The 26,079-nt window shown below is 52.3% G+C and carries 18 protein-coding genes; 12 read left to right on the forward strand and 6 right to left on the reverse strand.

The genetic code is table 11. The features are described from left to right. The 3 genes from AC5DDB_RS01365 to AC5DDB_RS01375 form a co-directional block, all read right to left on the reverse strand. The gene (locus AC5DDB_RS01365; protein ID WP_491737869.1) at positions 1–654 is read right to left on the reverse strand and encodes a hypothetical protein; all 654 of its coding nucleotides are present in this window, start codon (positions 652–654) and stop codon (positions 1–3) included. Between the two features lie 65 nt (positions 655–719). Beyond that, entirely contained in the window at positions 720–1,220 is a 501-nt protein-coding gene (locus AC5DDB_RS01370) for a hypothetical protein (RefSeq protein ID WP_491737870.1), read from the reverse strand. Between the two features lie 49 nt (positions 1,221–1,269). Beyond that, positions 1,270–2,322: a DUF1559 domain-containing protein gene (locus AC5DDB_RS01375; RefSeq protein ID WP_491737871.1), complete on the reverse strand. Its 1,053-nt coding sequence runs from the start codon at positions 2,320–2,322 to the stop codon at positions 1,270–1,272. Between the two features lie 428 nt (positions 2,323–2,750). On the opposite strand from AC5DDB_RS01375, the gene AC5DDB_RS01380 reads away from it, so the two are divergent. From AC5DDB_RS01380 to AC5DDB_RS01430, 11 genes are all read left to right on the forward strand, one after another. Beyond that, positions 2,751–3,269: an IS5 family transposase gene (locus AC5DDB_RS01380; protein WP_491737872.1), complete on the forward strand. Its 519-nt coding sequence runs from the start codon at positions 2,751–2,753 to the stop codon at positions 3,267–3,269. Between the two features lie 536 nt (positions 3,270–3,805). Further along, on the forward strand, positions 3,806–5,755 hold the full coding sequence (locus AC5DDB_RS01385) for a flavin monoamine oxidase family protein (protein ID WP_491737873.1): 1,950 nt from the start codon (positions 3,806–3,808) through the stop codon (positions 5,753–5,755). Further along, positions 5,752–7,794, forward strand: coding sequence for a di-heme oxidoredictase family protein (locus AC5DDB_RS01390; protein WP_491737874.1), 2,043 nt, complete (start codon positions 5,752–5,754; stop codon positions 7,792–7,794). Before AC5DDB_RS01385 ends, AC5DDB_RS01390 begins: the two co-directional genes overlap by 4 nt. Before the next feature lie 50 nt (positions 7,795–7,844). Continuing rightward, on the forward strand, positions 7,845–10,358 hold the full coding sequence (locus AC5DDB_RS01395; protein WP_491737875.1) for a M1 family metallopeptidase: 2,514 nt from the start codon (positions 7,845–7,847) through the stop codon (positions 10,356–10,358). 1 nt (position 10,359) lies between these two features. After that, positions 10,360–10,851: a DUF6702 family protein gene (locus AC5DDB_RS01400; RefSeq protein WP_491737876.1), complete on the forward strand. Its 492-nt coding sequence runs from the start codon at positions 10,360–10,362 to the stop codon at positions 10,849–10,851. 21 nt (positions 10,852–10,872) lie between these two features. Further along, a complete protein-coding gene (locus tag AC5DDB_RS01405; RefSeq protein WP_491737877.1) occupies positions 10,873–14,193 on the forward strand; it encodes a tyrosinase family protein in 3,321 nt (1,106 codons plus the stop codon). 447 nt (positions 14,194–14,640) lie between these two features. Next, positions 14,641–15,633 (forward strand): zinc metalloprotease, encoded by a 993-nt coding sequence (locus tag AC5DDB_RS01410; RefSeq protein WP_491737878.1) that lies wholly within the window; start codon positions 14,641–14,643, stop codon positions 15,631–15,633. 135 nt (positions 15,634–15,768) lie between these two features. Beyond that, complete coding sequence (locus AC5DDB_RS01415) at positions 15,769–17,655, forward strand: S8 family serine peptidase (RefSeq protein ID WP_491737879.1); 1,887 nt, start codon at positions 15,769–15,771, stop codon at positions 17,653–17,655. A gap of 91 nt (positions 17,656–17,746) precedes the next feature. Further along, entirely contained in the window at positions 17,747–19,312 is a 1,566-nt protein-coding gene (locus AC5DDB_RS01420) for a S8 family serine peptidase (protein ID WP_491737880.1), read from the forward strand. 243 nt (positions 19,313–19,555) lie between these two features. Further along, positions 19,556–20,806, forward strand: coding sequence for a hypothetical protein (locus AC5DDB_RS01425; RefSeq protein ID WP_491737881.1), 1,251 nt, complete (start codon positions 19,556–19,558; stop codon positions 20,804–20,806). Positions 20,807–20,973: 167 nt separating this feature from the next. After that, complete coding sequence (locus tag AC5DDB_RS01430) at positions 20,974–21,549, forward strand: hypothetical protein (protein ID WP_491737882.1); 576 nt, start codon at positions 20,974–20,976, stop codon at positions 21,547–21,549. Positions 21,550–22,133: 584 nt separating this feature from the next. Here AC5DDB_RS01430 and AC5DDB_RS01435 read toward each other — a convergent pair. Continuing rightward, complete coding sequence (locus AC5DDB_RS01435; RefSeq protein WP_491737883.1) at positions 22,134–23,240, reverse strand: hypothetical protein; 1,107 nt, start codon at positions 23,238–23,240, stop codon at positions 22,134–22,136. Between the two features lie 169 nt (positions 23,241–23,409). Here AC5DDB_RS01435 and AC5DDB_RS01440 point away from each other — a divergent pair, with 169 nt between their 5' ends. Beyond that, positions 23,410–24,477, forward strand: a complete 1,068-nt coding sequence (locus AC5DDB_RS01440; protein ID WP_491737884.1) for an integrase core domain-containing protein — start codon at positions 23,410–23,412, stop codon at positions 24,475–24,477. A 129-nt stretch (positions 24,478–24,606) separates the two neighbouring features. Here the strand turns inward: AC5DDB_RS01440 and AC5DDB_RS01445 are convergent, their stop codons facing one another. Next, positions 24,607–25,224 (reverse strand): DUF123 domain-containing protein, encoded by a 618-nt coding sequence (locus AC5DDB_RS01445; RefSeq protein ID WP_491737885.1) that lies wholly within the window; start codon positions 25,222–25,224, stop codon positions 24,607–24,609. Positions 25,225–25,433: 209 nt separating this feature from the next. Beyond that, positions 25,434–25,910, reverse strand: a complete 477-nt coding sequence (locus AC5DDB_RS01450) for a hypothetical protein (RefSeq protein WP_491737886.1) — start codon at positions 25,908–25,910, stop codon at positions 25,434–25,436. Positions 25,911–26,079: the final 169 nt, after the last annotated feature.

Here is a 26,079-nt window from a genome sequence, read left to right on the forward strand (position 1 = left end):
CTATTTGCGTTGTTCGACAGGCGTCGGTTTTTCTTCTTTCTGACTATAGTCCTGCGTGATAATGGCCGCCACGACGTTACCCATGTTAACATCGAAAACCGATCCACCGGACCGCGATCGGTGAACTGCACCCTCCTCGACAGAAATATCGACATCAGGATCACCGCTCACCTCCCAACCGAAAGCGAACATTCGATCCCGCTGTTTGTCTCGATGACGACTCAAAAACACGAATACTCGAGCCCTGATATTTTTGTCTGCTTCCTCTGGCTTAAATTTCACTACAAAACTACGAAGCAGCAATAATCCAACCTTTTCATCCACTGCTTCCGGAAACTTATCATCTGGCTCCATTGGCTGTTCTAGTTTAGGCGGTGTGGTGTAGGTGATTTTGCAATTATCGTGGTTGCAGTCACTTCCGTCATAGGCCTCGTAGCTTCCGATTAGCGACGAACTCCCAACATAGCTACAAGGGCCACCGTTTTCCGAGTGGTACTGATCGCAGGCCCAAAAGTAGTTTGTACCATCAATTGGGAACGCAGCGTAAAGCGGGCAGTCGTGTATTGCCGTTGATTGAGCAATTGCCTCTCGCTCCGATGAGCCACCGAGTTCGTGGACAAACACAAGTAAAACTACCATCACCAATTTCAACATTCTTTGCTCCCAAAATAGGAATCGAGGTGTGCGTCAAAGCATGGAACTGTTCAAAGTTGTTTCATTCAGGGCGTACCAACTACTTGGACCAAAAACTTCACGTCGTGAGCACTAACTTCGTATGTACAAGGCTGACGAGCACGCACATCACGCGCGGAAATCTCAAAATCTGGTTGAAAGTCGGGATCGTCTTCGATCTCCCAGCCAAAGCCGATAAAGCGAATCGGAAGTTTCTTGGTGCGGTCGATTACGTCTGGTGGCATACCGGGAGGCATTTGAATCTGTCTTGGATTCGACTCAATCAGAAACACTCGAGCCGGAATCATCGGACCATCAGGCGTTTGAAAGCGAATAAACCGAGACATGAGGATTGTCGTGCCGGGCGTTGCAGGCGGTTTCTCACTCCAATGCTTTGGTTTCTCCAAACACGAGCCTGCCTCTATGGGTGTCTCGGGGGCGTTCTGCCCGTCTGGTTGCCGCTCCGTGGGTTGGGCTTGGTTCGCCATCTGTGTTACGAACACGGCTGCAATCAAGGCAACAGAGAAACTTAAAATACGAATTGACATGAAAAACCTTCGCTACGTGAAGTCCGTCATCCCGTTTTCCTAAGCACAATTACCAATCTCCGACCACTTCGCCATCATTCCGCATTGCCAGTCTTCTAAAAGTCGTCATATGGACCCTTTCGCTCAGGAAACGAACAGCCCCATCGAGTAACACCACTTGCACTCCCCCACTGTGCGGCGATGTCAGTGGATTATTCGGCCCGTGATTGAACCAAATTCCAGCTTTCTCGTAGTTATCGTGGTTCGGCGGATAAGCGATCGTGGTGATGTTGTAGACTGCTGCATTGCTCGAAGAAAACGTGGGAGAGCCACCAGGAACACCGCTGGCATTCGTACCGCTTATCCAACTCAATCCATGGGCACCATCAATGCTATACCGGTTTCCATCAGCGGTGTCGTGAAGATAGTCAGACGCCTCACCGACGCAAATCGTGTTGGAAGCTCCATCAACTTGTGCGTCAGCCATTCGGATCGAACCGTTGGGAAACAAACATCCCGATGAGCTAATCTTCCCCATAATCTGTCCTCCCGCGCTACCGCAACAATTCGCTTCCCCTGCCGCATTGGTACTCGCGGCGGCGTTTGAAGTCGCTCCGGCGATTCCGACATAGGAAGTCCGCGCGTGCTGTAGTCCGCTGGCGGAGACAAATTCCGGCAAAGGGCTAGATGGACATCGAGCGAATTCAAGTTTGACGTTATTGGCGAGCGTCCCGTTGTTGTAGGCCGCGACCAAAAAAGGAATGCTCGTTGGATATCCGTAATTCGGACCTGTCAGGTCAAACTTATTCTCAATGTTCTGTTGCTCGACATAAGGAAGGATAGCAATGTACCAGGAGTGACCCATTGTTGATATCGGCGCAGCCCGACTGTGTACTGCTCCCATTGGCAACCCCCGCTCCACGTCGTGGTAGTTTTGCAGAGCAAGTCCGATCTGTTTGAGATTGTTCATGCATTGGGAACGGTAGGCGGCCTCTCGAGCGGCCTGTACGGCCGGTAGCAGTAGAGCGATTAAAATGGCAATAATCGCAATAGAAACCAGTAACTCAATAAGTGTAAACCCGCATCTTTTGATGCCGCTCGCAAAGTCAAAATGCCGTCTCATTTAACGTTCTCCACGCATTACAAAACCAACACACAAATCTGTGGACAGTTCATCAATACACCTGGGAATTCGTTTGCGGCGCTATGGAATCCCAAATTGGCGATCGTTCCCAGTCAAATAATCGCACGAGCGAATCAGGGAGTATCATTTTTTTAACAAATTATCATAAAACGGCGGAGTTTAAAAAAATTGCAAAAGGGTTCCGGTGAGTCTCGACCACACACCCAACGATCGTACAGTTTAACAGTTTCATATCCAGTGAGATCTGGAAAATTTTCCCGGTGTTCTTGTCGAAGCAATTTGTGCGACCAGCCTGCGATCAAGACAGTACACAGCCGATCACATATTGAAATATCAACAATGAAATCGTTAGGCTTGAGCCTGCTACGAGCGCTTTCCAAATCATCACCAGCCATCATTCATCGTAAGTGATTTTGAGTCCTCGAAACGATCCAACGGCCTCTTCCGAATGCCATTCGAGGAAGAATCAACTCTTGGGCAAACCCAGGGATCACCGCAAATGCGGCTCGAAAAGGCATCTCGTGACCGATGGCAACGGTACGCCGCTGGCCGTCACAATCACCGGTGCCAACCGGCACGACGTGACGGAAGTGTCGCCTGTGATCGAAGCCATTCCCGCCGTCAAAGGCCAAGTCGGTCGTCCATGCCAAAGACCACGAACTCTCTTCGCCGACCGCGGTTACGACTCGCGTCGACATCGCTTGGCATTGCACCGTTTGAGGGTGCGAACGCAGATCGCCCGCCGCCGCCATCCGCACGGCAGCGGCTTGGGCGTGGTCCGCTGGCCCGTCGAACGAACGCACAGTTGGTTCAATCGATTCGCCCGCTTGAAAATTCGTCTTGATCGCCGTGACGACCTGTATCAAGCCTTCCATCACTTGGCATCTGCCGTCATCTGCGCCAAACAGCTGAAACGGTCTTGTTAGATCGCTCTTAGTAGTGCTCTTCACAGAGTTGAATATTTTTTTGACATCCTCGTCACCTGCCTTGCTATTAGTACTTTAGCAGGCGGGATTGCTTCGCTTCCGTGATTTCACATGTTGATTAGCGTAGGTCTGACGATTTTCAGTGACCGACCCATCGCGATGCTAGGGTAGGATTGGTGGCCCACTGTGACCGAAACATGATTTGCGGGTTAGTAACGAAACCGAGCCTAATAATATAAGTCGTCCTTCGGGCTACACAATCGACATTTCCGATGACGTATGGGGCTTCGCAATTCTCACGATGGATACGAATCCGGTGCTAGAGAAACGGATTTGCGATAGCTTGTTCGGAATAGGTAAGTGGAGTGCGGCCGTGAAGTTGCCTTCGAGGCCCTCGCGTAAATCCCAAGTGAAAACGACGATTGCTGACCTCCATCCACTGATCTTTGGTGTTTAAGGCTTCCCCGTATCATTCTTCAGATTGATTATAATCAACAAGAGCTTTTAATTGTGATTTCGTCTAGCTAGGAATAAAAATGTATAACTCAGTCTCTCGACGCGACTTCATCCGCAATTCAGTCCTGGCGAGCATTAGTCTGAAACTGATGGAAGGTCGGTCGTTGCTTGCAGCCGGGTCGAGCCTGCATACGCATACGCCTATTCAAGAGCAGAGGGGGCGTCTAAAGTTACTTCCCAATACGTCGAAAAAGAATGTTGCGATCCTTGGGGCCGGCATGGCAGGGCTAGCAGCCGCCTATGAATTAGGCACGCTGGGTCATAATGTCACTGTCTTTGAGCCAACGTATCGGGCGGGTGGTCGAGTGTGGACATGGGGCTTCAAGGGGCGCCGGCCCGATCAAGCGGCGGGCTTGGAGGAAGGAACCTATCACGAGTTGGGAGCGATGCGAATTCCCGCCTCGCACGACTACACACGGCAATACCTCAAGGATCTCGGTTTAGAAGGCGGCTTGCGACCGTTTTTCACTGATCACGAAGATCTGGACTGCTATTACTATTTGCGAAAGCAAAATGAAGGCACAAAGATGTCTTCAGCTCCTACGCGAAGTAGCCGGCCCGGTAACAATTTCGGCAAGACTTTCTACGAGAGTCTAAACTATCAGTTGACCCACCGCCAGCATCAGATCGCAACAACCCAGGTCGCTCCAGCGATTCTGGGAACCATCTTGCTCGACGCGGTCCGGGGTCTTTCCAACGACGACATCGAAAGTCTGTTTGGGCTGCGTCCGTTGACCGATCATGTTCGCCGTCTGGATGGTACTTCATTGGGAACCTATCTGCTCCAAAAACTTCAAGTCGACGATGCGTTGGAAGGAAACTTGCGTTCGGCTGAGGACGCTCGGGAACTTATCGGTGCCACAACAGGTCTTGAGGTCTGGTGGGATATGTCGCTCGGTATGTTTCTCCGGGATGAGATTGTTGCCACTGGGGAAGGTTTAGAGGAACTGACGGGTGGTCTCGACCGGCTGCCCTGGGCGCTTGCAAAGAAATGCGAGACTTTGCCGACAGTGAAGTTGCGATACGGTTTCAAGGCTGTTGGTATCGAAGTCGACCGTGATGACCTGAATCGACGCCCAAAATTATCGGTTGTTGAACTCAAAAAGGAGGGCGTCCCAATTCCGGAGGCACCAGCGCAGGACCCGAAACATCGTAATGAGCACGGAGAGCCTGTTGCCGAAACGTTCGATCACTTCGATGCCATCATCTGCACGATTCCTTTTCCGGTCTTGCGTACGATCAAGGTTGCCGGACTATCTCCGACGAAACTTCGGGCAATAAGAAACTTGAATTATGCGTCTTCCACCAAGGTCTTGCTGCACTGTCAGTCGAGATTTTGGGAAATGGACGACATTTTTGGCGGGGCCTCGCTGTCTGACGAAATTACGCGATCGACCTATTACCCATCCGACCGAGGCGTTCGCTTGCAGTCGGCGACACCAACGTTTGATCGATCCCGGAGTCACTATACCGCGCGGGCATCGCTTGTCGGTACCCCGAGTGAAACCAAAATCATGGGAAAAACGCCTGAAAACGAGGGAACTACTGAAGAAACAGAGAGCGGCGTTCTTGTAGCCAGTTACAGCTGGGGACGCGACGCGAGGCGGATGGGCCGTTTTTCGAAACAAAAACGTCGCGATATCTGCATCGATGTCATATCGCACTTCTCAGAAAACCACAAAAAGATCCGCGATGTGGTCGGAGCCAAAGAAGGAACGGACTTTCAATCGATGTTTTGGGACAACAACCCCTGGTCGCGGGCAGCCTTTTGTTTTCTCCGGCCGGGAGACCTTCAAGCCTATTACGCAGACGCAATCCGCCCGGAAGGCCGTTTGTTTTTCGCTGGTGAACATTGTTCGCTCGATCAGGCTTGGATTCAAGGGGCCTTGATCTCGGCGCTCCGGGCCGCTGAAGAAGTGATTCAAACACCGGTCGTCCAAGAAAAAATCAAAGAAAGAAGGAATCCATGAACTTTCAAGTCCTGCTATCGCTGACGCTCTTCTTCTTGACTACGATTGTCATCGAATATTCATCATCTGCTTCTGCGCAAGACAAAGCTATCCTGCCAGAAATCTCCATCGATCAGGATGACCTGACTCCTTCGGCGAATCTTTCGTTCGATAAGATTGTCGCATCTGGGCGGCATCTATTTTCGACTCCCTACAACCATGAAGACGGCTATGGCGAAGGTGTCGATGGTCCGCGACGCAAGAACCAAGAATTGTTCCCGCATAGTAGCTTCCCGTTTCTCCGGCTCAATGGTCTGGACTCGCAAAGCTGTTTCGAGTGCCATAACTCGATCGGTTCGGCTGCACCAATGGATTCGGCATCAGCTAATTCGAAGGCATTGGCTCGGAAAATCGGTGCCAATGGCGGACCGGCCGGGTTCGCTTCGAACGCCTACATCAATCCCGATTTCAACGACAAGACGAAGCCGTTTGAGTTAGTCAAACTGATACGCAACCCGCCGCATGTTTTCGGAACGGGCTATGTTCAAAAGTTGGCGGAGGAAATGACGTATGAGATTCTCTATGACATCAAAGCATTTCAAAATGATTTGAAGAGTCGTGCTGCTGCCGACCATGATGCGACTGTGTCAGGTGATTTTCATCTGTTCGCCAAGGCTGAAGATCTCGAACGATTTGCACCAGCGGGCGAAGATGTCGAAGGTTGGGGGGGCAAGAATTACAACATCAATGTCTCGTTGGGAATCTACTATGCGGAAGCCAAGTGGGATGAGGAAGCTCAGGCCGCTAAGATTATCGAGGAATCCGTAGCAATCTATCCGCCGGATCACAAGGCTGAAGTCTACCCAAACCGAAAAGCGGCAGGCGTCAGTGAGGACGGAGTCGTGCGGCCGCTGCAATGGAAAGGCATCGCGTCGAACGAACGTAACTTTGTGAAAGACGCTTTGAATTTCCACTTCGGGATCCAAGCCGAGGAACTTTTCTTTGAGCAAGACCCTCAAAATACAAGCCAAGTCCGTATCACCGAACACGACAATGACGATGACGGAGTTCGGGACGAAATCTCGCCGGGCAACGTCTCTGCACTGACGATTTTTACGATGTCGCTACGACCGCCGGTCCAGGTGGCTCACGAGCCGTCCGCTAATGACATGGAGGAAAATCGTCAAGAAAGTGCTGAGCGCGGCCGAGACATTTTCATCGGCGCGAACCACAATGTCATTCTCGAGGGAAGTCAGAAGTGTGCGACATGTCACGTTCCGACGCTCTCGCTAGTGAGTCCGCAAGTATTCGTGCTTGATCCGACGGATCCGGAAAATCTGGAAGAGCGAGAAGACCCCGGTGAAGCTGGTTTGTCGACTCAAGTACTGAGATCTCGGACCCTGCCGGTGCAACAAAAGTTTCGTAAACAGCCGGAAAATCAACGCGGGTCGAATTCGCAACAACGAATCCAGAATCTCTCAACCCAAAACCCAACCGGTCGTGCTTTTGGTTTCGATCTCAACTTGCCGTTGAACGGTCAGACGAGTAATGGCTACGCAACGAAGTCATTGCCATTTTCTTATCCACGGTTGAAACCGCATGGTCACGAAATTCGGGTCCCTCTGTTTAGTGACTTGCGGCGTCACAAGATGGGCGACAAGCTCCGAGACCTCGACAAGCAGGAAACGGACGTCAAAGGAATATTCGTGAATGAAGATGAATTTCTCACGCGTCCTCTATGGGGTGTTGCCGATTCCGGTCCGTGGTTGCACGATGGGCGTGCACTGTCTTTGAAGCAGGCCATCCTGCTTCATGAGTCTCGGGGAAGCGAAGCTAACGATGTTCTCGAGTCCCTACATCGCCTGCAGTCTTATCAAGGTAAAACGGGTGAAGCGGCGACCGATCAAGCACTGAACGACTTGGTCAATTTTCTGCTCACGCTACGATTACCCATTGAACCGACTCCGGGAGAAAACGGTGGACTTCCGCAATATCAGAGTCACGAGGAAGCCATTTGGCGCGCACTCGCCGAGCCTTCAGACAATGGTAGCGAGCCATAGACGTTAGCTAGCAGCCTCTGTTCAAACAGCCACACACGTAAGGAGTCAGTATGCGTCGTTGTGTTGCCTTTTTCACCGGTCTATTTTTTGTCGCTAGTTTGGCGAGCGGACCGACATTCGCTCAGATTCCACCGAACGACAAGTATGGACAAGTCGACAAGTTTCGGCAGATCGACGAGTTGCTACCGACGCCCAACCTTTATCGTACCGGGGCTGGAAGCCCAACCGACGAACTTCCTGAGTCGACCGCGCCCCAGCTCAATTATGATATCAAAGTTACGCTCGACGTAGCCTCGCGGTCGCTTCGGGGCGAAGAAAAGATCCGTTACAAGAATACGGGAAGAACATCACTGCATTTTCTTTGGCTTCAACTTGAACCGAACATGTTGCGTCCCGATTCCGACTCGTTGGTGACACGGGATGCGGGTGTTCGATTCAATCTGCCAGACGAGCTTTTACGCCGCCGCTTCAATGGTGGCATCAAGAACTTGCAAGTCCAGGCATTGGGAGATGAAGCCGCTATTCGAGTACGTGAGGAGTTCACAGTCGTCAAGACAATGATGCGACTTGAACTCAACAAGCCCTTGAAACCGGGCGACTCGGTCAAGTTCCAGGTCAAATGGGAATACATGGTGAACGATGCCAAGTTGCTTCCGGAACGAACTGGATACGAAACGTTGAAATCCGGGCGTCTGTTGTTTGCAATCGCACAATGGCATCCTCGCATGGCTGCTCACACGGATTATGGTGGCTGGCAAAACAAACAGTTTCTCGGAGACGGAGAGTTCACCCTAGAGTTTGCAAATTATGTTGTCGGTATCACCGTCCCCGCGAATTACATCGTCGCGGCAACCGGCGAATTGACCAACCCCGATCACGTCCTGACGCAATCTCAACGGAAGCGTTTGGATGATGCCGAAGACAGTGATGCTCCGGTCTTTGTAGTGACGCCCGAAGAAGCCCGGCGAAACGCTGCTGCCAATCCGGCTGAAGACACGAAGACGTGGAAGTTCACCGCGAAAAACGTACGGGACTTTGCGTTTGCAGCATCACAAGATTTCATCTGGGATGCGTGGGGCGTCGAACTTTCCGACAATCCGCAGCGCAAACGGGTCCTGGCGATGTCTTACTATCCGACGGAAGCGGAAGGGACAAAGCAATTCTGGAGTACCTATTCCACTGCCGCAATCGCCCATGCATTGCGGACTTATTCTCGGCGGACATTTGACTATCCATACCCGGTTGCGATTTCCGTGAACGCACCTGTTTTCGGGATGGAGTATCCCATGTTGTCGTTCAACGGTCCTCGCCCGGATCGAAGTGATGGCGGCTACTCTCGCGAGCAGAAGGCGAGCTTGATTGGCGTCATCATCCACGAAGTGGGACACAACTGGTTCCCCATGATCGTCAACAGCGACGAACGGCAATGGACCTGGATGGATGAAGGACTCAACACGTTCCTCGAATACTTGGCAGAAACCGAATGGGACGACGAGCGGACTCCGAGCGACCCCAACGAACAACTGTCCGTTCCCGATTCGTTCCTTGGGCGGATCGAGCATCCCATGGACCGCGGCGAATTCCCAGCCGCTCGCGGCAATCCGCAGAATCCGGCCATCCTCCGCTACATGCAAAGCACCAGGCAGGTGCCGATCATGACGAATTCGGAATCCGTCCATCAGCTCGGTAACAATGCCTACGGCAAGCCGGCGACTGCTCTGAATATCCTCCGAAATTCGATCATGGGCCAGACGCCTCCGGAGAGCCAGGCGAACTTCGACTTTGCGTTTCGAACCTACGCTCAGCGATGGCGTTTCCGTCGGCCGCAACCAGCCGACTTTTTCCGGACCATGGAAGATGCGTCCGCAATCGATCTCGATTGGTTCTGGCGGGGTTGGTTTTACACCACCGACCATGTCGACCTTGCGATCACAGCCGTCGAGACCCACCGAATTGAGTCCAATGACCGTGCCGCAACAGCACGACGCTCAGGCCCGGACCGCCCGTTGGACCGACGCAAGCCGGAGTTCGAACTCCCCGAAGATCCCAATCCGTTCCGTGGCAAAGACTCTCTTCTCCCACCAGAGACCAAGCAAAATGACGAAGCCTTTCGCAAACGAGGACCAGCCGCCCGCTCTCCCAATTCGGATGCCCGAACGGAACGCGGCAATTCAGCGGGCGCTGCCGAATCGGAAAGCGACTTCACGCACTACCATTTGATCGAAGTCGAGAACAAAGGCGGGTTGGTGATGCCACTCATCCTCCAACTCGAAATGGCCGACAATTCCGAACCGATGACGATTCGCGTTCCCGCGGAGATCTGGCGGCGAAATAACGAGCGGATTGTCAAATCGGTTTTTACGCGCGGAAAAATCAAAAGGGTCCGTCTTGATCCGGAAGGAGAGACCGCAGACGTCGATCTGCAAAACAATGTGTTCCCTTCCGTTGCCACCATGTCGCGGCTGGAAGCGTTCCGCCGAGCTAGGCAATCTGAGGAAGCAACCGAAGGGAACCCACCCACGCCGAACACCACAGACGACTGCACGGAAGAGAGGGAGGACTGAGATGCGTTACCTACTGGTGGTCGCTAGCGTACTTACTTTCGCATATCCAGCATTGGCAATCGCGCATCCGCACCACGTCTGCATTGGTGAGGTCTCGATTCGTCACGGCGAGCCAGATGTCATCGAGGTCGCCATCCTGGCGCCGTCTCTTTCACTTCGTCGAGCATTGGGGGAGAAAAAGATGACCGACGAAAATCTTAGTCGGTATCTTCGTTCTCGTTTTCAACTCCGTGATCCCGATGGCAAACCGATTTGCATGACTTGGGTCGGTCACGAGTTAGCAAAACCCACCAACGGGGCCGGCCGGTGGCTGTATTTGACGTTCAAGACGTCGGCGCCGCTTGGTGAACTTGAAGTTCGCAACAACCTCTTCATGGAATTCGAGGACGACCAAACCAACACTCTCCTCGTCAAGGATGGTCGCCGCAAATGGTCAATCACGTTTACCGTCGGCCGATCGTCCCATCCACTGTTTCCGAAACCATCGTCTTGAGAATCTCGCGAGAACACTCTGATGATTACCACCGCTGTTCACTCCCAATTCGTTTTCCGGCCATTACGCTGGATGGTTCTGGCAACGACAGCGATTGTGCTGTGGTTCGTCGTCGGAAAGCCGCTCCGAGCCGATGAATCCCGACAAAACGCGGAACGGCTCCCGACTCGACAAAACTATGCCTCCTTGAGTGATGCTCAGAAAAAGGCGTTTATCGAGGCGGTCGTTCAACTGAAGCAAAAGCCATCGCCGTGGCCGGGATACCAACAACTCGAACGGAGTGACGGAACTGTTTTGCCGCTGTCGGTGTATGATGCCCTCGTGAAAATGCATGTGGATGCTTGGTTCCACGTGACGGTGCAAGCCGGCATCGAACCCCATAGCAGCATGTATCGCAACGCGGCCCATCGCGGCCCCTCTTTCTTTCCCTGGCACCGATATTTCCTTCATCTGTTCGAACAACAACTCCGTGAGGTCGATCCTTCCCTGACGGTTCCTTATTGGGATTGGACCGCAGAACCGACCAGCCCAGCCGACCCGATATGGGCCGACGTGTTTCTGGGTGGCAACGGTGACCCGACCAAGAATTACCAGATCGTTGACAGCACCTATCTGATGTATCCGAATTGGAAAGTCGTCGTCGGCCCCAATCCCGATGGTAGCCTCAATATCGCAGCCCAATCGATTGATTATCTGCAACGTCGGTTCGGGGAATTACCCGGTCCGTTCGGAAAAGTCTGCGACACGCTGCCTCGTTCAACGGATGTCGAAAAATGCCTGAAGCTTGTCGCTTATGATCTTGATCCGTGGAATGGAGTGCCGGGCAACATCAGCTTTCGCAACCGGCTTGAAGGGTGGGTCACGAAAGACGGCGACTACACCGTCGAGCATGAGGATGTGCAGAATCACAACCGCGTGCATGTTTGGGTGGGTGGGTCGATGCGAAGTCCTGCGTCACCGAATGATCCGCTGTTCTACTTGCATCACGCATATGTGGATTACCTGTGGGCCGCCTGGCAAAACCGGCAGCTTGCCAATCCGCAGATCACCTCGAGAGAGCAACTTTATCTTCCCCGAAGGAAAGGTCCGAAGGGCCATCGGCTGAACGATACGATGTTCCCCTTTACTGCATGGGAAAAGGTTCGGCCTATCGATCTACTCGACCATCACGACTATTTGAACTTCGGCTATCGGTATGATGTCGAGGGTTCTCGGAATATGCGGAAGGCCCCTCATCAATGGTGGTGGGAGCGGACCGAACCCGCAGACACATTGAGAGCGACTAGCAACGCGACCGATGCTGTTTCTCGAAGCCGCAGCGTCGATGTTTCGCGTCGTGTGAAGAATCCTCAGCCACTTGAGCAAAACGCGACGAGCCGACGTTCAAACATGGCTAGGGAGTATCGTGTCGGTCCTAATGTCAAGCCTCTCGTATTGCGTGTCGCGAAATCGCGAAATCCGATTTGGAACCCGACAACCGGATCCTACGATCGGGTTCATTTGCGGAACTACAATGGCGGGTTGGTGGGACCAACGATTCGCGCCCGCCCCGGTGACACATTGCGAGTAATCCTTCGAAACGACCTTGCCGTTGCCGAGGATTCGCAAGCGACTAACATTGCTGACATCACGAATCTCCACACGCACGGGCTGCACGTTTCTCCATCCGGAAATAGCGACAACGTGTTATTGCATCTCCGGCCCGGCGACGAACCATTCGAATATGAGATCAAGATTCCATCCGATCACCCGCACGGAACATTCTGGTATCACGCTCATGTCCACGGTTCGACAGCTGTGCAAGTCAGCTCTGGAATGCACGGGGCACTCATCATTGAGGGCGGAATCGAAGAACTGCCGGAACTCGAAGACGCCAAAGAGCAGATATTCCTGTTTCAACAAATTCAGTACGACGAGGATGGCGAAGTTGAAGACCTTGCGATTTTCGGCCCGGATACATGGGAGAAGTCTGGCCGATACACCTCGATCAACGGCAATGTGCAACCAACGATCACGATGATCAGCGGCGAAGTGCAGCATTGGCGTTTCATCCACGGGGGTGTCCGAGAAGCCATTCACGCTCGGTTGGAAGGTCACTCGCTCCACGAGGTTGCCTTAGACGGCATCACGACGGGGGATCGCATCGAACGAGATATGGCAGAATTGTATCCTGGTTACCGCATGGATGTGCTTGTGAAGGCGGGAACGCCGGGCGAGTATTGGCTATTCGATGACCCATCGCCCCCCGGTCGAGCGTTGCTCCGCAGTTTTGCTGATGAAGCGGCTGCGCGTCGAGGTGGCGACGAGGAAAAAGAATCTCGCAAAGCGCTCGCCTTGATCAAAGTCGTCGAGGGCAATCCGAAAGCGACTCAGTTCCCAACGCCGGCCGCATTGAAATCGACCATTCCGAAGCATCTTCGCAAGCCGATCTTTAAGGGCAACGCCCCTGAACCACAACAAATGATTGAGTTCAATATCGATATCATGTCCACCCCAACCGGGTTTCTCATTAACGGCGAATCCTATAACCCGGCCAGTCCGCCCCTTGAACTTCCATTAGGGAAACGTGAAGTTTGGAAGCTCACAAGTTTACGAGCGGGGCATCCGTTTCATATTCATGTCAATCCGTTTCAAGTCGTCGAGGAGCAGTCCGACGGGAGCGTTCGCAAATATTGGAAGGACACACTGTTTGTCACGCCGGAGCAAGAGCAAATCATTCATACAAAGTACCGCCGCTACATTGGCGAGTTTGTCTTGCACTGTCATATCCTGGACCACGAAGACAAAGGCATGATGAAGTTGGTTGCGGTTGTGCCTCCGGGTCACTCCGATCCGGGACACCATGGACGCAAGTCTCGCGGATCAAAGCCATCGGAAACTTCCGCGAGTGAGGCGTTCGAAGAGCTTCAAAGCTTGGACACTTCCAACCTCGAAGACAGTGATGAGCGATCGCTTCGTTCCATCGCAAAAGAAGGACCAAAGATTCTGATTTTCTCACGCGGTCGTGGTTGTCTGCATTGTGATCAGCAGTTGGCTCAATTCGCGAAAGCGTCGGCTCAGTTTCGCGCTCTCGAGTCTCAACTGTGTGTCATCAGTAGCGATGATCAAGACACGCTGAGTCGATCGATTGAATCGTACGAACACGCCTCGGATTTCTCCTGGTTTGCCGATCCCGACCAGAAGGTTTTTTCTCGGTTCGGTTGTAATGCCGAGCCGCCGTTACATGGTGTCTTCGTGCTCGACGCACAGAATCGCATTTGTTTCGCGCATCGAGGAGAAGAGCCATTGATGGATTTTTCAACGGTCCTCAAGACCGTTCGAGCAGCACGTTCCAAGAACTAGAGCAGTTCAAAGAATAACGTAGTAGACAGAACGGTTAGTTGACTGGGGTTTTCTAGCCGTTTACCCGCTACACCCATGTACAATGTGCTCTAGTCGACAGTGTCGATTGTCCAATCGTTGCACAACGGTCACTCCCCAATCTTAAAGGAACTAGGTATGTGGATTCGGACTATTACACAAGCGCTGTTGCTTTCAATGCTCGTAGTTCAAGTCTCGTTCGCTCAGCAGTCTACTGACGAATTGTGAACCGCAATTTCCGCAATTGAGTCGAATCGAATCAAGGCGGTTGCCAATGCAGGACGGTTCGATGAGTACCCTGCAAATTAACCTAGCCTAGGTGGCTGAGAAGATTCAGATAAACGCCGACTCTCAATTAGCCTTACGTGGCAAATTGCTTCCCAATTTGTCTTTCACTAGTTTTCAGTTCGAAGAACGAGGAGTACGAGGATGATTTTGCGACTGTTTGCTTTGTGTTTTGGGCTTGGCCTGACTCAGCTGATTCCTACAGGCCATTTACATGCCCAGGACGCCAATATTCAGCTCACTCCACGAGCCCGCCGATGTGCAACTGAGATACCCAGTGCCTTCCGAATCGAAGTAAATGAGATTCTCGCGGGCCGTTTCCGTGCAGCGAACGCAATGCTGGACGAACGGCAAGTCCCATTGACCATTGTTGTTCAATTCATTCACATCGTGGATGGCAACAATGGAAAAGTCACGGCAGATCAGCGGAAGAAGCAAATTCAAGTGCTCAATGATGCCTACCAAACCACAAACGTCAAATTCGACTATGATGAGAACAGCACTATTGTCAAAGACAACGCCACTTGGTTCCAAATGGGACATGGCACTCCCGCTGAACGGGCAGCGAAAGAAGCTCTACACAAAGATCCAAAGAAGTTTCTAAATTTCTACACGTGTGCGCCTCCCGGAGGCCTATTGGGTTGGGCGACATTTCCCTGGGATCTGGGGTCGAAGCCAGAACTCGATGGTGTGGTCTTGGCTTTCGATACACTTCCCGACGGTGCTGCGTCCCGCTTTAATGAAGGAGACACGGGGACGCATGAGGTCGGCCATTGGTGTGGTCTGTATCACACCTTCCAAGACGCGTGCACGATGGAAAACGACCGCATTGCCGACACCCTTTCGCATGCGATTCAGTTTGGTACCCCTAACCACGTGCAGACCAACAATGCGGTTTGCCAGGATCAACGACTGACAGCACCTTTTGATGACAGTGAGAAGGCACAACTCGACAACATCGCAAAAAACTTCATGAATTACGTAGATGACAACTGGATGGATCGTTTTACGCCAGATCAAGTCACACGTATTAAACAGATGATTATGGTTTATCGATCTGAATTGTTCTTGACCGGACCGAATCCGGCAGCTTCGTCCAACCAATTGCCGTTTAATAAGATTCAAATGCTGCCGTGATCACAGATGTGACACGCGGGTTGGAAAAACACGTTGTTCAACCCGCGTGTCGCGTTCATTGAGGTATGACCTGATGTTCGCTGGATGTATGGCTGCGCTTGAATAAGCAGATAGCCGCTATTCATGGGGTAAGAAATGTCGGAATTACGTACGATCGGTTTTGGGGCCGGCTTGGTTCTTGGACTTTGTAGTTTGACTCAAGCCGCAGATCCGCTGATCGAAGCCCTCAAAGAGAGTGACAAATATCGATTCGTGACCCGTCAACAAGCAGCCCAGAAAGAAGGCTATTTGAGAATCGCGGCGCTGCAACCTGCATATCCGCCGTCAAACTTGGGTGTTGGAGGTGGCGCTTCGTTCGGAATTGATCTTGGCCTGCCGATTACTCGGAACACGATTCTCGTCAAATTCGTACCGGATGTCGATCTTGAGCAATTCGACGCCTTGTTGACAGAATATGGACTGAGACCTCACGAAGAGCTCCCGTGGATTCCCGAAGCTGGGGTCATTCCGTTATGGTTTAATTCCGACAATCCCAAATTCCTAGAGATTCATTCGCAACTTCCCGCCAATCAGCAGAACGATTATCTTCGTGTGTACTTTAAGTTCCTCGATAAATTAGAAGAGGAACCGATGGTAGAGCATGCCGCTCCCGACAGTGCGTTTGGATTATCAGTCGGAGCGGAAGTCCCATCGACGGCGGAGCAGTCTAGGGCTGTAAACATCCCGAACCGCCCGTCACCGTCGATTTTCCAGCACACGAAACTCACGCCACCGATCCATGCGGGTAACTATGGATTGACAATGATACGATGCCCCGCAGCTTGGAATTTCAATGACCATATTGAAGACCAAGACCGAGACCCCGTTTCTCTAGCGGTCATCGACATTGGCTATTCTACGCATCCTGATTTGGACTTTCAGATTCATCCCCAAAATCCGATCGCTGCAATTCCAGAGCTTTTCATTAACAATACCCATGGTATTCACGTGGCCGGAATCATCGCCGCGACTCAAGGAAACGGCCAAGGGATCGACGGAATCTGCAAGTTTTGCAAAATCCAGTTGTGTAACATTACTAATCCTGGTGGTATTGGGACTGCAAATACTCCACAACAATATTTTTCGTTCACATTGGGCGCCCTGGCAGCATGCATTGAATCGGATCCTCCACCGAAGGTCATCAATGCGAGTTTGGGATTCAACTGGAGGGGCATCCGCCCGCTCGAGCAGAAACCGCAAGCGGCTGATATAGAAACACTAAATCGACAACGTGATCTCCTCGAAGGCACATTGAAAACAGCCCGCGATCGAGGGATTCTCATCATTTCTGCGGGCGGGAATGATTCTTCAGCTCAAAACACTTTGGAATGTCAATTTGGCAACATCATCAATTATACGGCGCTTACGACAAATCCCGTACTCGACAACGTGATCGTCGTCGAGGCCGCCAACCAAGACCATACGCGGTGCGATTTCTCGAACAATCAAGGTACGATCGCGGCGCCGGGGCGGCACATGTACAGTTTGAGTGCTCACGACCCGAAAACGTACAACGCTGTGCCGAGCGTACATTTAATGAGCGGAACGTCTCAGGCGGTTCCCTGTGTAACAGGAGTCATCGCGTTGATGTATGCATACAATCCAGAATTAGAGTATCAAGAGGTTCGAAAGATTCTACTCGCCAGCGGGCGAAAAGATCTGCCTGGGAGTCCTCCTTTTATTGATGCTTATCAGGCGATGCTGATGTCGCACCCCGATTCATTGATCCATCTCGCCGATTTGAAACGGGATGGTCAAATCGACGACGAGGACGAACAGTTGTTACGCGAAAAAGCAGCCGAATTGGCTATGAATTCTGCTGACAATTACTGGCCCCGTGAGGACTTGAACGGTGATGGAGAACTTACCTTGGACAATACAAAAAAACAACGAATGTGGGTTCCGCAGCTTCAGGATTATCGAGAGCTTTCCGACCTAGGCGTCTTGGAACTTGCTCGACAGCTGGCAAACCAGGACGAATGACACGCCCGATTGCAGAAGTCCGGCCTTGGCCGACTGGAACATGAAAGTTCATGCATTTTGATTTTTGTTGCTGCCCTGCGAGATCTTTACTATGCCAACATGTATTCGCCAACCCAACTTGATTCGCTTTTCGATTGCCCTTTTGATGGGATTTTCCAACTTGGCTGTTGCGCAAGAAAGCATTGAGAAGAGTCGCAGCCCGACCGGAAGCCCCTTAGTGCAGACCAAGGGAGCTTTGTTCGAATGGGGAGGTAGTGATCGTTGGACAATCGTTGATTCATCACGTGCCGGTAATTCCCATATTATCGATGGGAGCCGATTTCAGGCCGTGTCGCGGTTTCCTCAAGCTTGGCATTTTAACGATGCAATCAAACGGTACGCCGACGGGGCTGATCCGAGGGTTGCCGTCGCCGTGATTGCGCCAGGCTTCGGAACTCATCCGGAAATCGAATATGCCTCGAAAGACGTGAGCGCGCGATTCGAGCCGGACGAACAACTGATTCTCGCTCAGTCAGGGACCTTTCTTGCGGGAGTCATCGGAGCCAAAACTGACGAAAGAGGTATCGAGGGGTGCACGCCTTTTGCGAGATTGTTTCCAGTAAAACTCGCAATTACTTCCAACGATGCAAATCGTCGCGATTTTGTTTTTTTTTCGCAGTTCGTCGATTCTCTTACACATGTGATTTTCAAGATTTCCGACGTTAGAGTGGTTGTGACGAACGTTGGCTTGAATTGGGGTCAACTCAACTTAAGTGGGGCACCCGATAAGGCAGATCAAGACGCGATCATTAATCAAGCCATCCTTCTGGAAGGCGTGCTAAAGGAAGCGAACGACAGGGGAATCTTGATTGTGTCTCCAGCGGGAAATAGTTCGTCTCCCAAGCGAAAGCTCGACGCCTGTTGGTCAAGTCCGATCAACTATCTTGGACTCAAAGGGGTCAAGGGACACCCTCCTTTAGAAAACATCCTCGTCGTTGAAGCCACCGACTTAAACCGGCAGCCGGCCCACTTTTCTAACGTTGGGGGGACGGTTTCTGCCCCAGGAGTGGATATCATGGGATTGTCGCTGTATGACGATCGGACCTTCGAGCCTCGTTCCGGCTACAAGATCGAATCGGGAACGTCGGCTGCTGCTGGTCAGGTCGCTGCATTAGCGGTACAGATGCTGGCATACAATCGGAAGTTGAAACCTGAGGAAGTAACGAGCATTCTCAAGTCTCATCCGACCGAGCGGGGTGACGATTCGCTAGCCCCTCCAATCGATGCCTACGACGCTCTAATCAAGTGTCGGCCAAACTCTTGGAAGGATTTGGCCGATTTTGACGCGGACGGAATGATTGATCGGCAGGATTTCCTGGCTTTGCAATCGGCTTTCAGATTACGGGAATCCCATGAACGAACGGCAAAGATTCTTCGGCGGGATTTCCTGGCTTTGCAATCGGCTTTCAGATTACGGGAATTCCATGAACAAACGTCAAAGATTCTTCGCGCGGACTTGAATGGTGACGGGGTCGTCGACGCAACCCGCAAAGCCCGTCTGTGGCATCCCGAGAGTGGGGAATATCGCTCGGTTACAGATCTGGAAGTGTTGATGGCGGTGTGGGAAGACGATGAATTCGCTCCGGCCGAAGACCTGAAAAACTGTCTAGTTCAATAAATGATGGAGTTCCAAAACATGTTGAGAAATCAATTGGCCCATCTTCTTGCCAGCGACTAGGAAAGAGAGTTTCGATTCTTCGCCATTTCATGAAACTTTTGATCGTGGTATGACGTCACATCCTCTGCAACACTCGAAACAGATTGGGGACATCCAAACACATGTTTACTTTGTCGGATTGGAGTTTATAATTTCCGTTTAGAGCCTGAGTGATTGCACGAAGAAGTTTCTCAAGAGGGTGCCATGCAAACTTGCAGATTTTGGGGGCTGTTGCTGTTGGCCCTGATCCCACGCCCGACTTGGGGCGCGTGGGAATACGAGCAGTCAAAAACGCCTGCGTTGGAGAACTTGCCGGCAAGACTGAAGGCATTCGGTGCACATTCCGTTTCATTGCCTAAGCTGCGAATCGCTTATCTGGGCGTCTGTCCCAAACCAAGTGCGTCCGTGCTGGATGCCTCGGAGCATTTTTCCTTGTTTCACCGAACTCCCGCGAATGAAAGTTGCCCGGAAGATACGCATTTGGTGAGGTGGCTTCGCCAGGCATGGCCCAACCTAACTGTGATTACGGCAGACCTGCCCAAGGAAAGTTCGGAACAGACGTCAGTCGAGTTCGCGGAAATGCTCGATTGGGTCCTGAGCCATCGTCCCCAGGTGCTTGTCATTCGTGAGTCGTTCCTGAATCAAATGGAACGGCGGAATGACCGGGAAGCCACCCTAGCCGCCTGTTGGAAACATGCCTGCCTTCCCATCGTCCTCACACAGGAGTATGACATAACCACGCGAGTCTTCCCAGGCGTCCTCCACACGCACTTGGTGGACGATGACGTTCTAAGGAACGTCGAGCGTGTCGAGTTATCTGCTCCATTGTATACGACCTCTCCACTAGGGCTTCCCATTCCGCTTCTTAGAGATATTCCAGGATTAGATATCGAACGTGCGGGCTTGGCTTACATTGGTCTACTGTCCGCAGCCCTACCCGCAGCCGGGCAAATGGCGCATCTCGAAAGAGCTAGCCAGTTATTACAGTTGGGCAGTGTTTGGAGCATTCCTGGCTCTGAGAAACGGGATAAGGTTGCGTTTCAGAGCTTCGACGTTTCTGCAATTCTTGCCAACCATGCCAAGCCATCCGTATCAGTTCAAGTCTTTCAGCGAAGTGTCGAGCGAGACACCAAAACTGGAGAGATCCTGGGTTATTATACCTGCCCCCACAATGATGATTTCCAACGGCCCGGTTCAAAAATATTAATCAAGATTCACCAAGATGCCCCATGGAAGTATGTCGAAGTGGGATCTCGACTGACTCAGTTGCGGCCAGTTTCACTCTACGGTACGAAGTATTCGCACATCGCCGCTTTTCAACTTGATCCGCAATTGGACGATGGACAATCCATGGAGGACGTCACCGAATTCTGGTCATCGCATGTCTCCGAACAAATGAACGACAGCAGTCTGTTCAAATCAATTCAATGGGATGAACCAATTAAAGCCGACTGAAATATTCTTCCCGGTGAGTTTGTTCTTTCTTCTGCTGCTAGATGCTTAGTTAAAGCAAATGGTTTCAAATAGTACGTATTGGGGTTCTCCCGAAAAACTCGCCATTCACGATCAAAGCAAATAGGCCTAGTTAAGTTTTCGTGTAGGCAGAGTTAGGAGTTATTGCCATGGCAACGACGTTCGTGTTAACAGCAGTCTTCACTAGTCAACTAGGATCTATTGAGTTGATATCCGATGCGATCTCTTGGTCGGACCTTCTATCGGACGAGTCAGTTCAAAAAGAAGTTGGGCTTTCGCCCCAGTTAAGCAAGAAAATTCGGTCCAGTCTTCTTCGGATAGAAAAACCCAGCCAGAAAACTGCTCGCTTGCAAGATGAATTGAACGAAGATCAATTTCGTCGTCTCCGTGAAATTCATTATCAGGTCCTAGGATTACGTGCAGTTTATCTTGATGAAGTTGCCAATTTGCTTCAGCTCACCGAGAGTCAGCAGCACATCCTGAGGGGAAGTGTCAAAAAGAAGATTTTAGAGCGGCTAGATCGTTTGTCAAAAGAACGCTATCGCTCGCCGGAAGCTTTAGAAAGTGCAAAGAAGAGTTACCTCGCGTTCACGGAACAGGAGATTGAAAAGGAGCTGACAAATGAGCAACGTCTGGAGTTTAAACGTTTAAAAGGTCGAGATTTCTTGCCAGCCTCAAAAATTGCTATTCGCAATGTCCCTCCGAAGCCGTTCGTTGATCGATAGTTTGAATTGAGGTTGTCGAGGTGCTACGACACATGGTCTCGCAGCTGACCGCGGGAATAATCGGCTGTGAGTTGGATGTGTACGAGTGCTGTTTTCGGCGTGTCAAACATTAGAATTGCGAAATGGTAAAAGCGAATCCCGTTACAACTCCCATTCAAAAGTCCGATTGGGAGAAACACGCTCAGTGGCTGCCGACGAAAGTTGACCTTGCCCCGAAGTTTGATCCAACTGCAATGTTAGACTTTCAAGAGATTTCCTCCAGGGTCCCCTGGAGGAAATCTCTTGCGAACTCGTCGGGGGCCTTCGGTTCCGTAGTGCAACAACGCTTAGCTCACGCTTTTACCTGGCTTCAAAAACCCTTGTTTTATAGGGCCTTTCACTTCAACCTGACTTCGACTTGGCTTAGCTCAAAGTAGGTTTTCATTGATTAGTGGGGGGATTAGTGGGGGGAACAGCGGCGACTTCGAGAGTGTGAACTGCGCATTCACTGAGCACGATTCGATCGGAAGACGAATCGCATGTGTAGGAACTGGTATCGCCAGAAGAAAGAAATCACCTCGGCCCTCCTGAGGCGAAACCGATTGTCACTGTGCAGTGCTCACATCGACCGGCTCGCGGTCGGGTGATTCGATCGGCTTCTCCCAGAGCCGGTCCCAGCGCGCCGTCTCCCAGTTGTCGCGGGTCACGTACGATCGGACCAGCATGCGGTCATTGTCGGTGCCGGGGCGGTCAATGATCTCGACATACAGCAGGCCATGGGCAAGGCCAACCGGCTCGCCCTTGTGGAGCTTGGAAGCGCCGGCGTCATCGGGGTCGTAGTTGTCGATGCCGTCGACATCAGGACCAATCCGTTTACCGTCCCAGCGACGGTGTTTCGGGGGCGAGCCGTGGGTGTGGCCATTGAAGATGGCAACCACGTTGTAGCCACGGATCGCGTCGTAATAGGCTGCGAGATCCTCAGCGGGCCAATCGTACTCGGGGGCATCAAGGTGCAGATGGTGGGAGATAATCACCGGTCGGGCGCTGTCGCCGACGTGCTTGGCGAGGTCAGCCCTGAGGAACTCCAGACTCGCACGGGGCGCGTAATGATGATCGTCTCGACGCTGTTCACCCTCGCCGACGAACATGCCGAGGTTGACCAGATGCAGCGGTCCCCAGTCCCAGGAGTAATGCAAACCGTTTGGTGACACATTGACCACGCCCAGCCGCTTCTTGTTCCGTTCGATAATGGCATCGACGACGAACGTGTCGCCCTGGGGGCCGTCGTGGTTGCCGTGGATCTCGTAGACGGGCAGGGGAATCCGTCCATCTTTCCCGGTGAGACCGTAGTCAGCCAGAAATCGTTGCCACTCAAAGCGCTGCATGGCGGGGTAAGGGCCGCCGTTCTTATCGAGGCTGTCGATCAGGTCGCCGGTATTGATCAAACCGCGCAGATCGGTCGCAACGGTTCCACCGCCCATCGCCTCGGGCAACACCGATCCGGGCAAGGCGAGGACGCGTTTCACGAATCCGCTATTGGCCTGCTCGGACAGTGGATCGAGCTTCATCGGCTCGTCGGCGTGCTCGGCCAGATACTGAGGATCGCCACAGACGAGGAATGAGATCCGGTTCGGGGTTGCCGTGGGAGCATCTTCACCGAGTGCTGGCGCGGAAACAAACAGGCAGCAGAGAATCAGAAATGGTCGGTTCATGGTTGGTACTTGAAGCCACTTGTCTGGCAAACTTTCCCGGCTCTAACGGTCGCAAATCCGACCTCTCGGAAAGCCGGTTTTTTGACCCATTTTTCGGCATCGAAACGGCGACATAGCGCTGTACAACGGATGTGCAATCCGTTCCCACATTACAAGATACGACAATACCATGACGGCCAAGATTTTCCACCCACTGCTGGCGATGATCGCCTCTGCGACAAACAACGAGCTGGCAAAGTATGTCGAATACCTCAAAGAGGAGAACAAGATTCTGCGGGCGCGCATCCCTGGCCAGATTCACACCAAGCCTGAGGAGCGAGCCCGGCTGTTGAAGTTCGGCAAGGTGATCGGCAGGGCGATTGAGGAGTTGATGACGATCGTCTCACCGTCCACGTTCTACCGCTGGGTGCGAGACGAAAAGTTGGAGAAAGGCAAGCCGAAGAATCCCAAAGGCGGGCAGCGGAAGCCCAAGGAAATCCGCGAGCTGGTGATCCAGATCGCCAAGACGACTGGGTTTGGCTACACCCGCATCATCGGCGAGCTGCGAAAGCTCGGCATCAAAAAGATTAGCCGGCAGACGGTGCGGAACATCTTGAAGGAGGAAGGGATTGAGCCCGGCCCGGATCGGACCTCAGACAACTGGGATAACTTCGTAAAGCGACATGCGAAGACGCTTTGGGCCGTTGACTTCTTCTCGGTCAAAACAGTTACAGTGAAGGGGTTGCGGGACATGTATGTGCTAGTGTGGCTCTGCATGACGACTCGCGAGGTGATCGTCTCGGAATCCACGCTCCATCCCAACTCCGCGTGGGTCGAAAAGCAGGCCGATCTGTTCGTCGATCAGACTGCCAGCCGGGAGGAGAAACCCGACATCGTGATGCACGACAAGGACACCAAGTTCACCAAGGAGTTTACGGCCAAGCTGAAATCTCGGGGCCTGCGAACCAACTCGCTGCCCAAAGCCAGTCCTAATCTCAACGGCAGGTGCGAGCGTTTCATCGAGACAATCAAATTGGAGTGCTTGAACAAGTTCATCATCTTCGGTAAACGGCACTTGGATCATTTGGTCAGCGAGTTCACCGACTATTACAACCATCATCGCAGCCACATGGAGCGGGAGCATCTGCCGCCGGTGCGAGATGAGCCGGATGAAGTTGAGACGCTAACCATGGAGCAGATCGAGGTGAAGGAACACGTGGGCGGCTTGGTCAAGTCGTTCGAGCGGAGGGCGGCTTAGTTACAAAGGGGACGGCCGGAGGAACAACGTCCACCGGCCGCCAGAGTTCACATTGAATCGACTGTAATTGTTAGACATCCGCTGCCGGAACATTTAGGCCCATTCCGATGATTTGCGGACGTTCAACCGCTACTCACGCAGCGGTTTTTGGCAGGTCAAACCTTTCTTACTCAAAACCGATTCGCGAAGCGTTTCAAGGCGGGAACCCAATTCATTCCACCAATCCTGCTCTGCTTCGACACGGAGCAGGTAGGTTGAGCCTGGCCGGTCATTTGCTCCTAAGCCCTTCTCGAGGACGATGGTATGGGCATCGTTTTCCAACATGTCGCCGATCGCCGGTTCCAGCACAACGGGAGAACGGACGATGTAAGCGCTGACCAAATCTGCGACGTCGACATCCAGCAAATGATCCACGTTCCATTTGAGGGTCTTTTGCGCAGGGGCGTGAAGATCAGTGCTAGCGAGCCCCATCTTCGGGAATTGGCTCAGCATGATTTTACGAACCGCGTGAGCGTCTTTGTCTCCGCTACGCGAGGCGTGACGCAGGAGCCGTTTGCTCAGGCATACGGAGCCTTTCCGGCCCATGGCGGAACCGACATAGACGTACTCCCCGGCCGGCACAGCGATGCGTTTTCCACGTTTGAAGCCGCCAAACGGCATCGCCGGAATGTCCTCGCTGACATGAATACGCAGAACGTAGCTGCCTCGCGGTTCGCTGTCTCCGACAAAAAACAGTGGCGAGCTCATTACATCATTTTTCATTTTCGCGTCTCCTGGTGATTCGAGAATGTTCATTTCATTACGATTTGAATGACATGGAGATTCCCAATGCTCGAAGGTGTTTCGAGCGTCGAAAGATGGCCGGGCAGCAGACATCTGCTGCCCGGCCTGAACTGTGCTGGTCAACCTGAGCAATTCAGGCAGTACCGCGACCAGTAGTGCGTAGGTAGTGCGCGTCAAACGGACTCGACGCGGGTAGCCGGCTTCGTCGACAAGCCTTTCGTCCGAAGAATTGCTTCAGCAATCGACAAGCTACATACTTCCGAACGCCATTGTGACACGATCAGGGGACCGAACAGATCAAGCAGGCCGTGCAACACTTCTGGGGAGTTGTCCGGGTCACGAAACATTTCCAACGTGTCTGCTTCGACCCAATTCGGATGACCAATTTCTCCGATCCAAGTATTGAGCCATTCTTCCAGGAGCTCGGCGACGAGGCAGCTCAACTCCTCAGGCATCCGTTCTTCCACCGTGTAGTCGGCGGAGTTATCCAAAACGACCTTTTCTGCGATGGTCCTCGCCTTTTGAACCAGGTCGTCAAGGTCTACCTGCCCGCTGTGGAGAATCCATTGAAAGACGTGGAAGTCGATCGAGTCGATGGGAAATACCAGCTGGGGGTCGTAACCTTTCACGCTGCATTTCGAAATCTTCATCGTAAAGTAACTCCTCAAACATTTGCTTGGACTTCTCCATTGGGTTGCCATGATGTGCTCGACTGGCGATTTCATCCTGGAAGAAAACCGGCTGCGACACCTCGGATACCTGATCACATGGCGGCGTCGACTGCGATGTTTCCTGAACCATCGGCTGCAACCGTACGGT

This window comes from Thalassoroseus sp. (genome assembly GCF_984380535.1).

What these genes read in the sequence shown, in the direction of transcription:
- AC5DDB_RS01450 (WP_491737886.1), bottom strand. Translation starts at nt 25,910, where the DNA reads ATGAAGATTTCGAAATGCAGCGTGAAAGGTTACGACCCCCAGCTGGTA.
- AC5DDB_RS01370 (WP_491737870.1), bottom strand. Translation starts at nt 1,220, where the DNA reads ATGTCAATTCGTATTTTAAGTTTCTCTGTTGCCTTGATTGCAGCCGTG.
- AC5DDB_RS01375 (WP_491737871.1), bottom strand. Translation starts at nt 2,322, where the DNA reads ATGAGACGGCATTTTGACTTTGCGAGCGGCATCAAAAGATGCGGGTTT.
- AC5DDB_RS01435 (WP_491737883.1), bottom strand. Translation starts at nt 23,240, where the DNA reads ATGAACCGACCATTTCTGATTCTCTGCTGCCTGTTTGTTTCCGCGCCA.
- AC5DDB_RS01445 (WP_491737885.1), bottom strand. Translation starts at nt 25,224, where the DNA reads ATGAGCTCGCCACTGTTTTTTGTCGGAGACAGCGAACCGCGAGGCAGC.
- AC5DDB_RS01430 (WP_491737882.1), top strand. Translation starts at nt 20,974, where the DNA reads ATGGCAACGACGTTCGTGTTAACAGCAGTCTTCACTAGTCAACTAGGA.
- AC5DDB_RS01410 (WP_491737878.1), top strand. Translation starts at nt 14,641, where the DNA reads ATGATTTTGCGACTGTTTGCTTTGTGTTTTGGGCTTGGCCTGACTCAG.
- AC5DDB_RS01420 (WP_491737880.1), top strand. Translation starts at nt 17,747, where the DNA reads ATGCCAACATGTATTCGCCAACCCAACTTGATTCGCTTTTCGATTGCC.
- AC5DDB_RS01400 (WP_491737876.1), top strand. Translation starts at nt 10,360, where the DNA reads ATGCGTTACCTACTGGTGGTCGCTAGCGTACTTACTTTCGCATATCCA.
- AC5DDB_RS01440 (WP_491737884.1), top strand. Translation starts at nt 23,410, where the DNA reads ATGACGGCCAAGATTTTCCACCCACTGCTGGCGATGATCGCCTCTGCG.
- AC5DDB_RS01385 (WP_491737873.1), top strand. Translation starts at nt 3,806, where the DNA reads ATGTATAACTCAGTCTCTCGACGCGACTTCATCCGCAATTCAGTCCTG.
- AC5DDB_RS01395 (WP_491737875.1), top strand. Translation starts at nt 7,845, where the DNA reads ATGCGTCGTTGTGTTGCCTTTTTCACCGGTCTATTTTTTGTCGCTAGT.
- AC5DDB_RS01405 (WP_491737877.1), top strand. Translation starts at nt 10,873, where the DNA reads ATGATTACCACCGCTGTTCACTCCCAATTCGTTTTCCGGCCATTACGC.
- AC5DDB_RS01415 (WP_491737879.1), top strand. Translation starts at nt 15,769, where the DNA reads ATGTCGGAATTACGTACGATCGGTTTTGGGGCCGGCTTGGTTCTTGGA.
- AC5DDB_RS01365 (WP_491737869.1), bottom strand. Translation starts at nt 654, where the DNA reads ATGTTGAAATTGGTGATGGTAGTTTTACTTGTGTTTGTCCACGAACTC.
- AC5DDB_RS01425 (WP_491737881.1), top strand. Translation starts at nt 19,556, where the DNA reads ATGCAAACTTGCAGATTTTGGGGGCTGTTGCTGTTGGCCCTGATCCCA.
- AC5DDB_RS01390 (WP_491737874.1), top strand. Translation starts at nt 5,752, where the DNA reads ATGAACTTTCAAGTCCTGCTATCGCTGACGCTCTTCTTCTTGACTACG.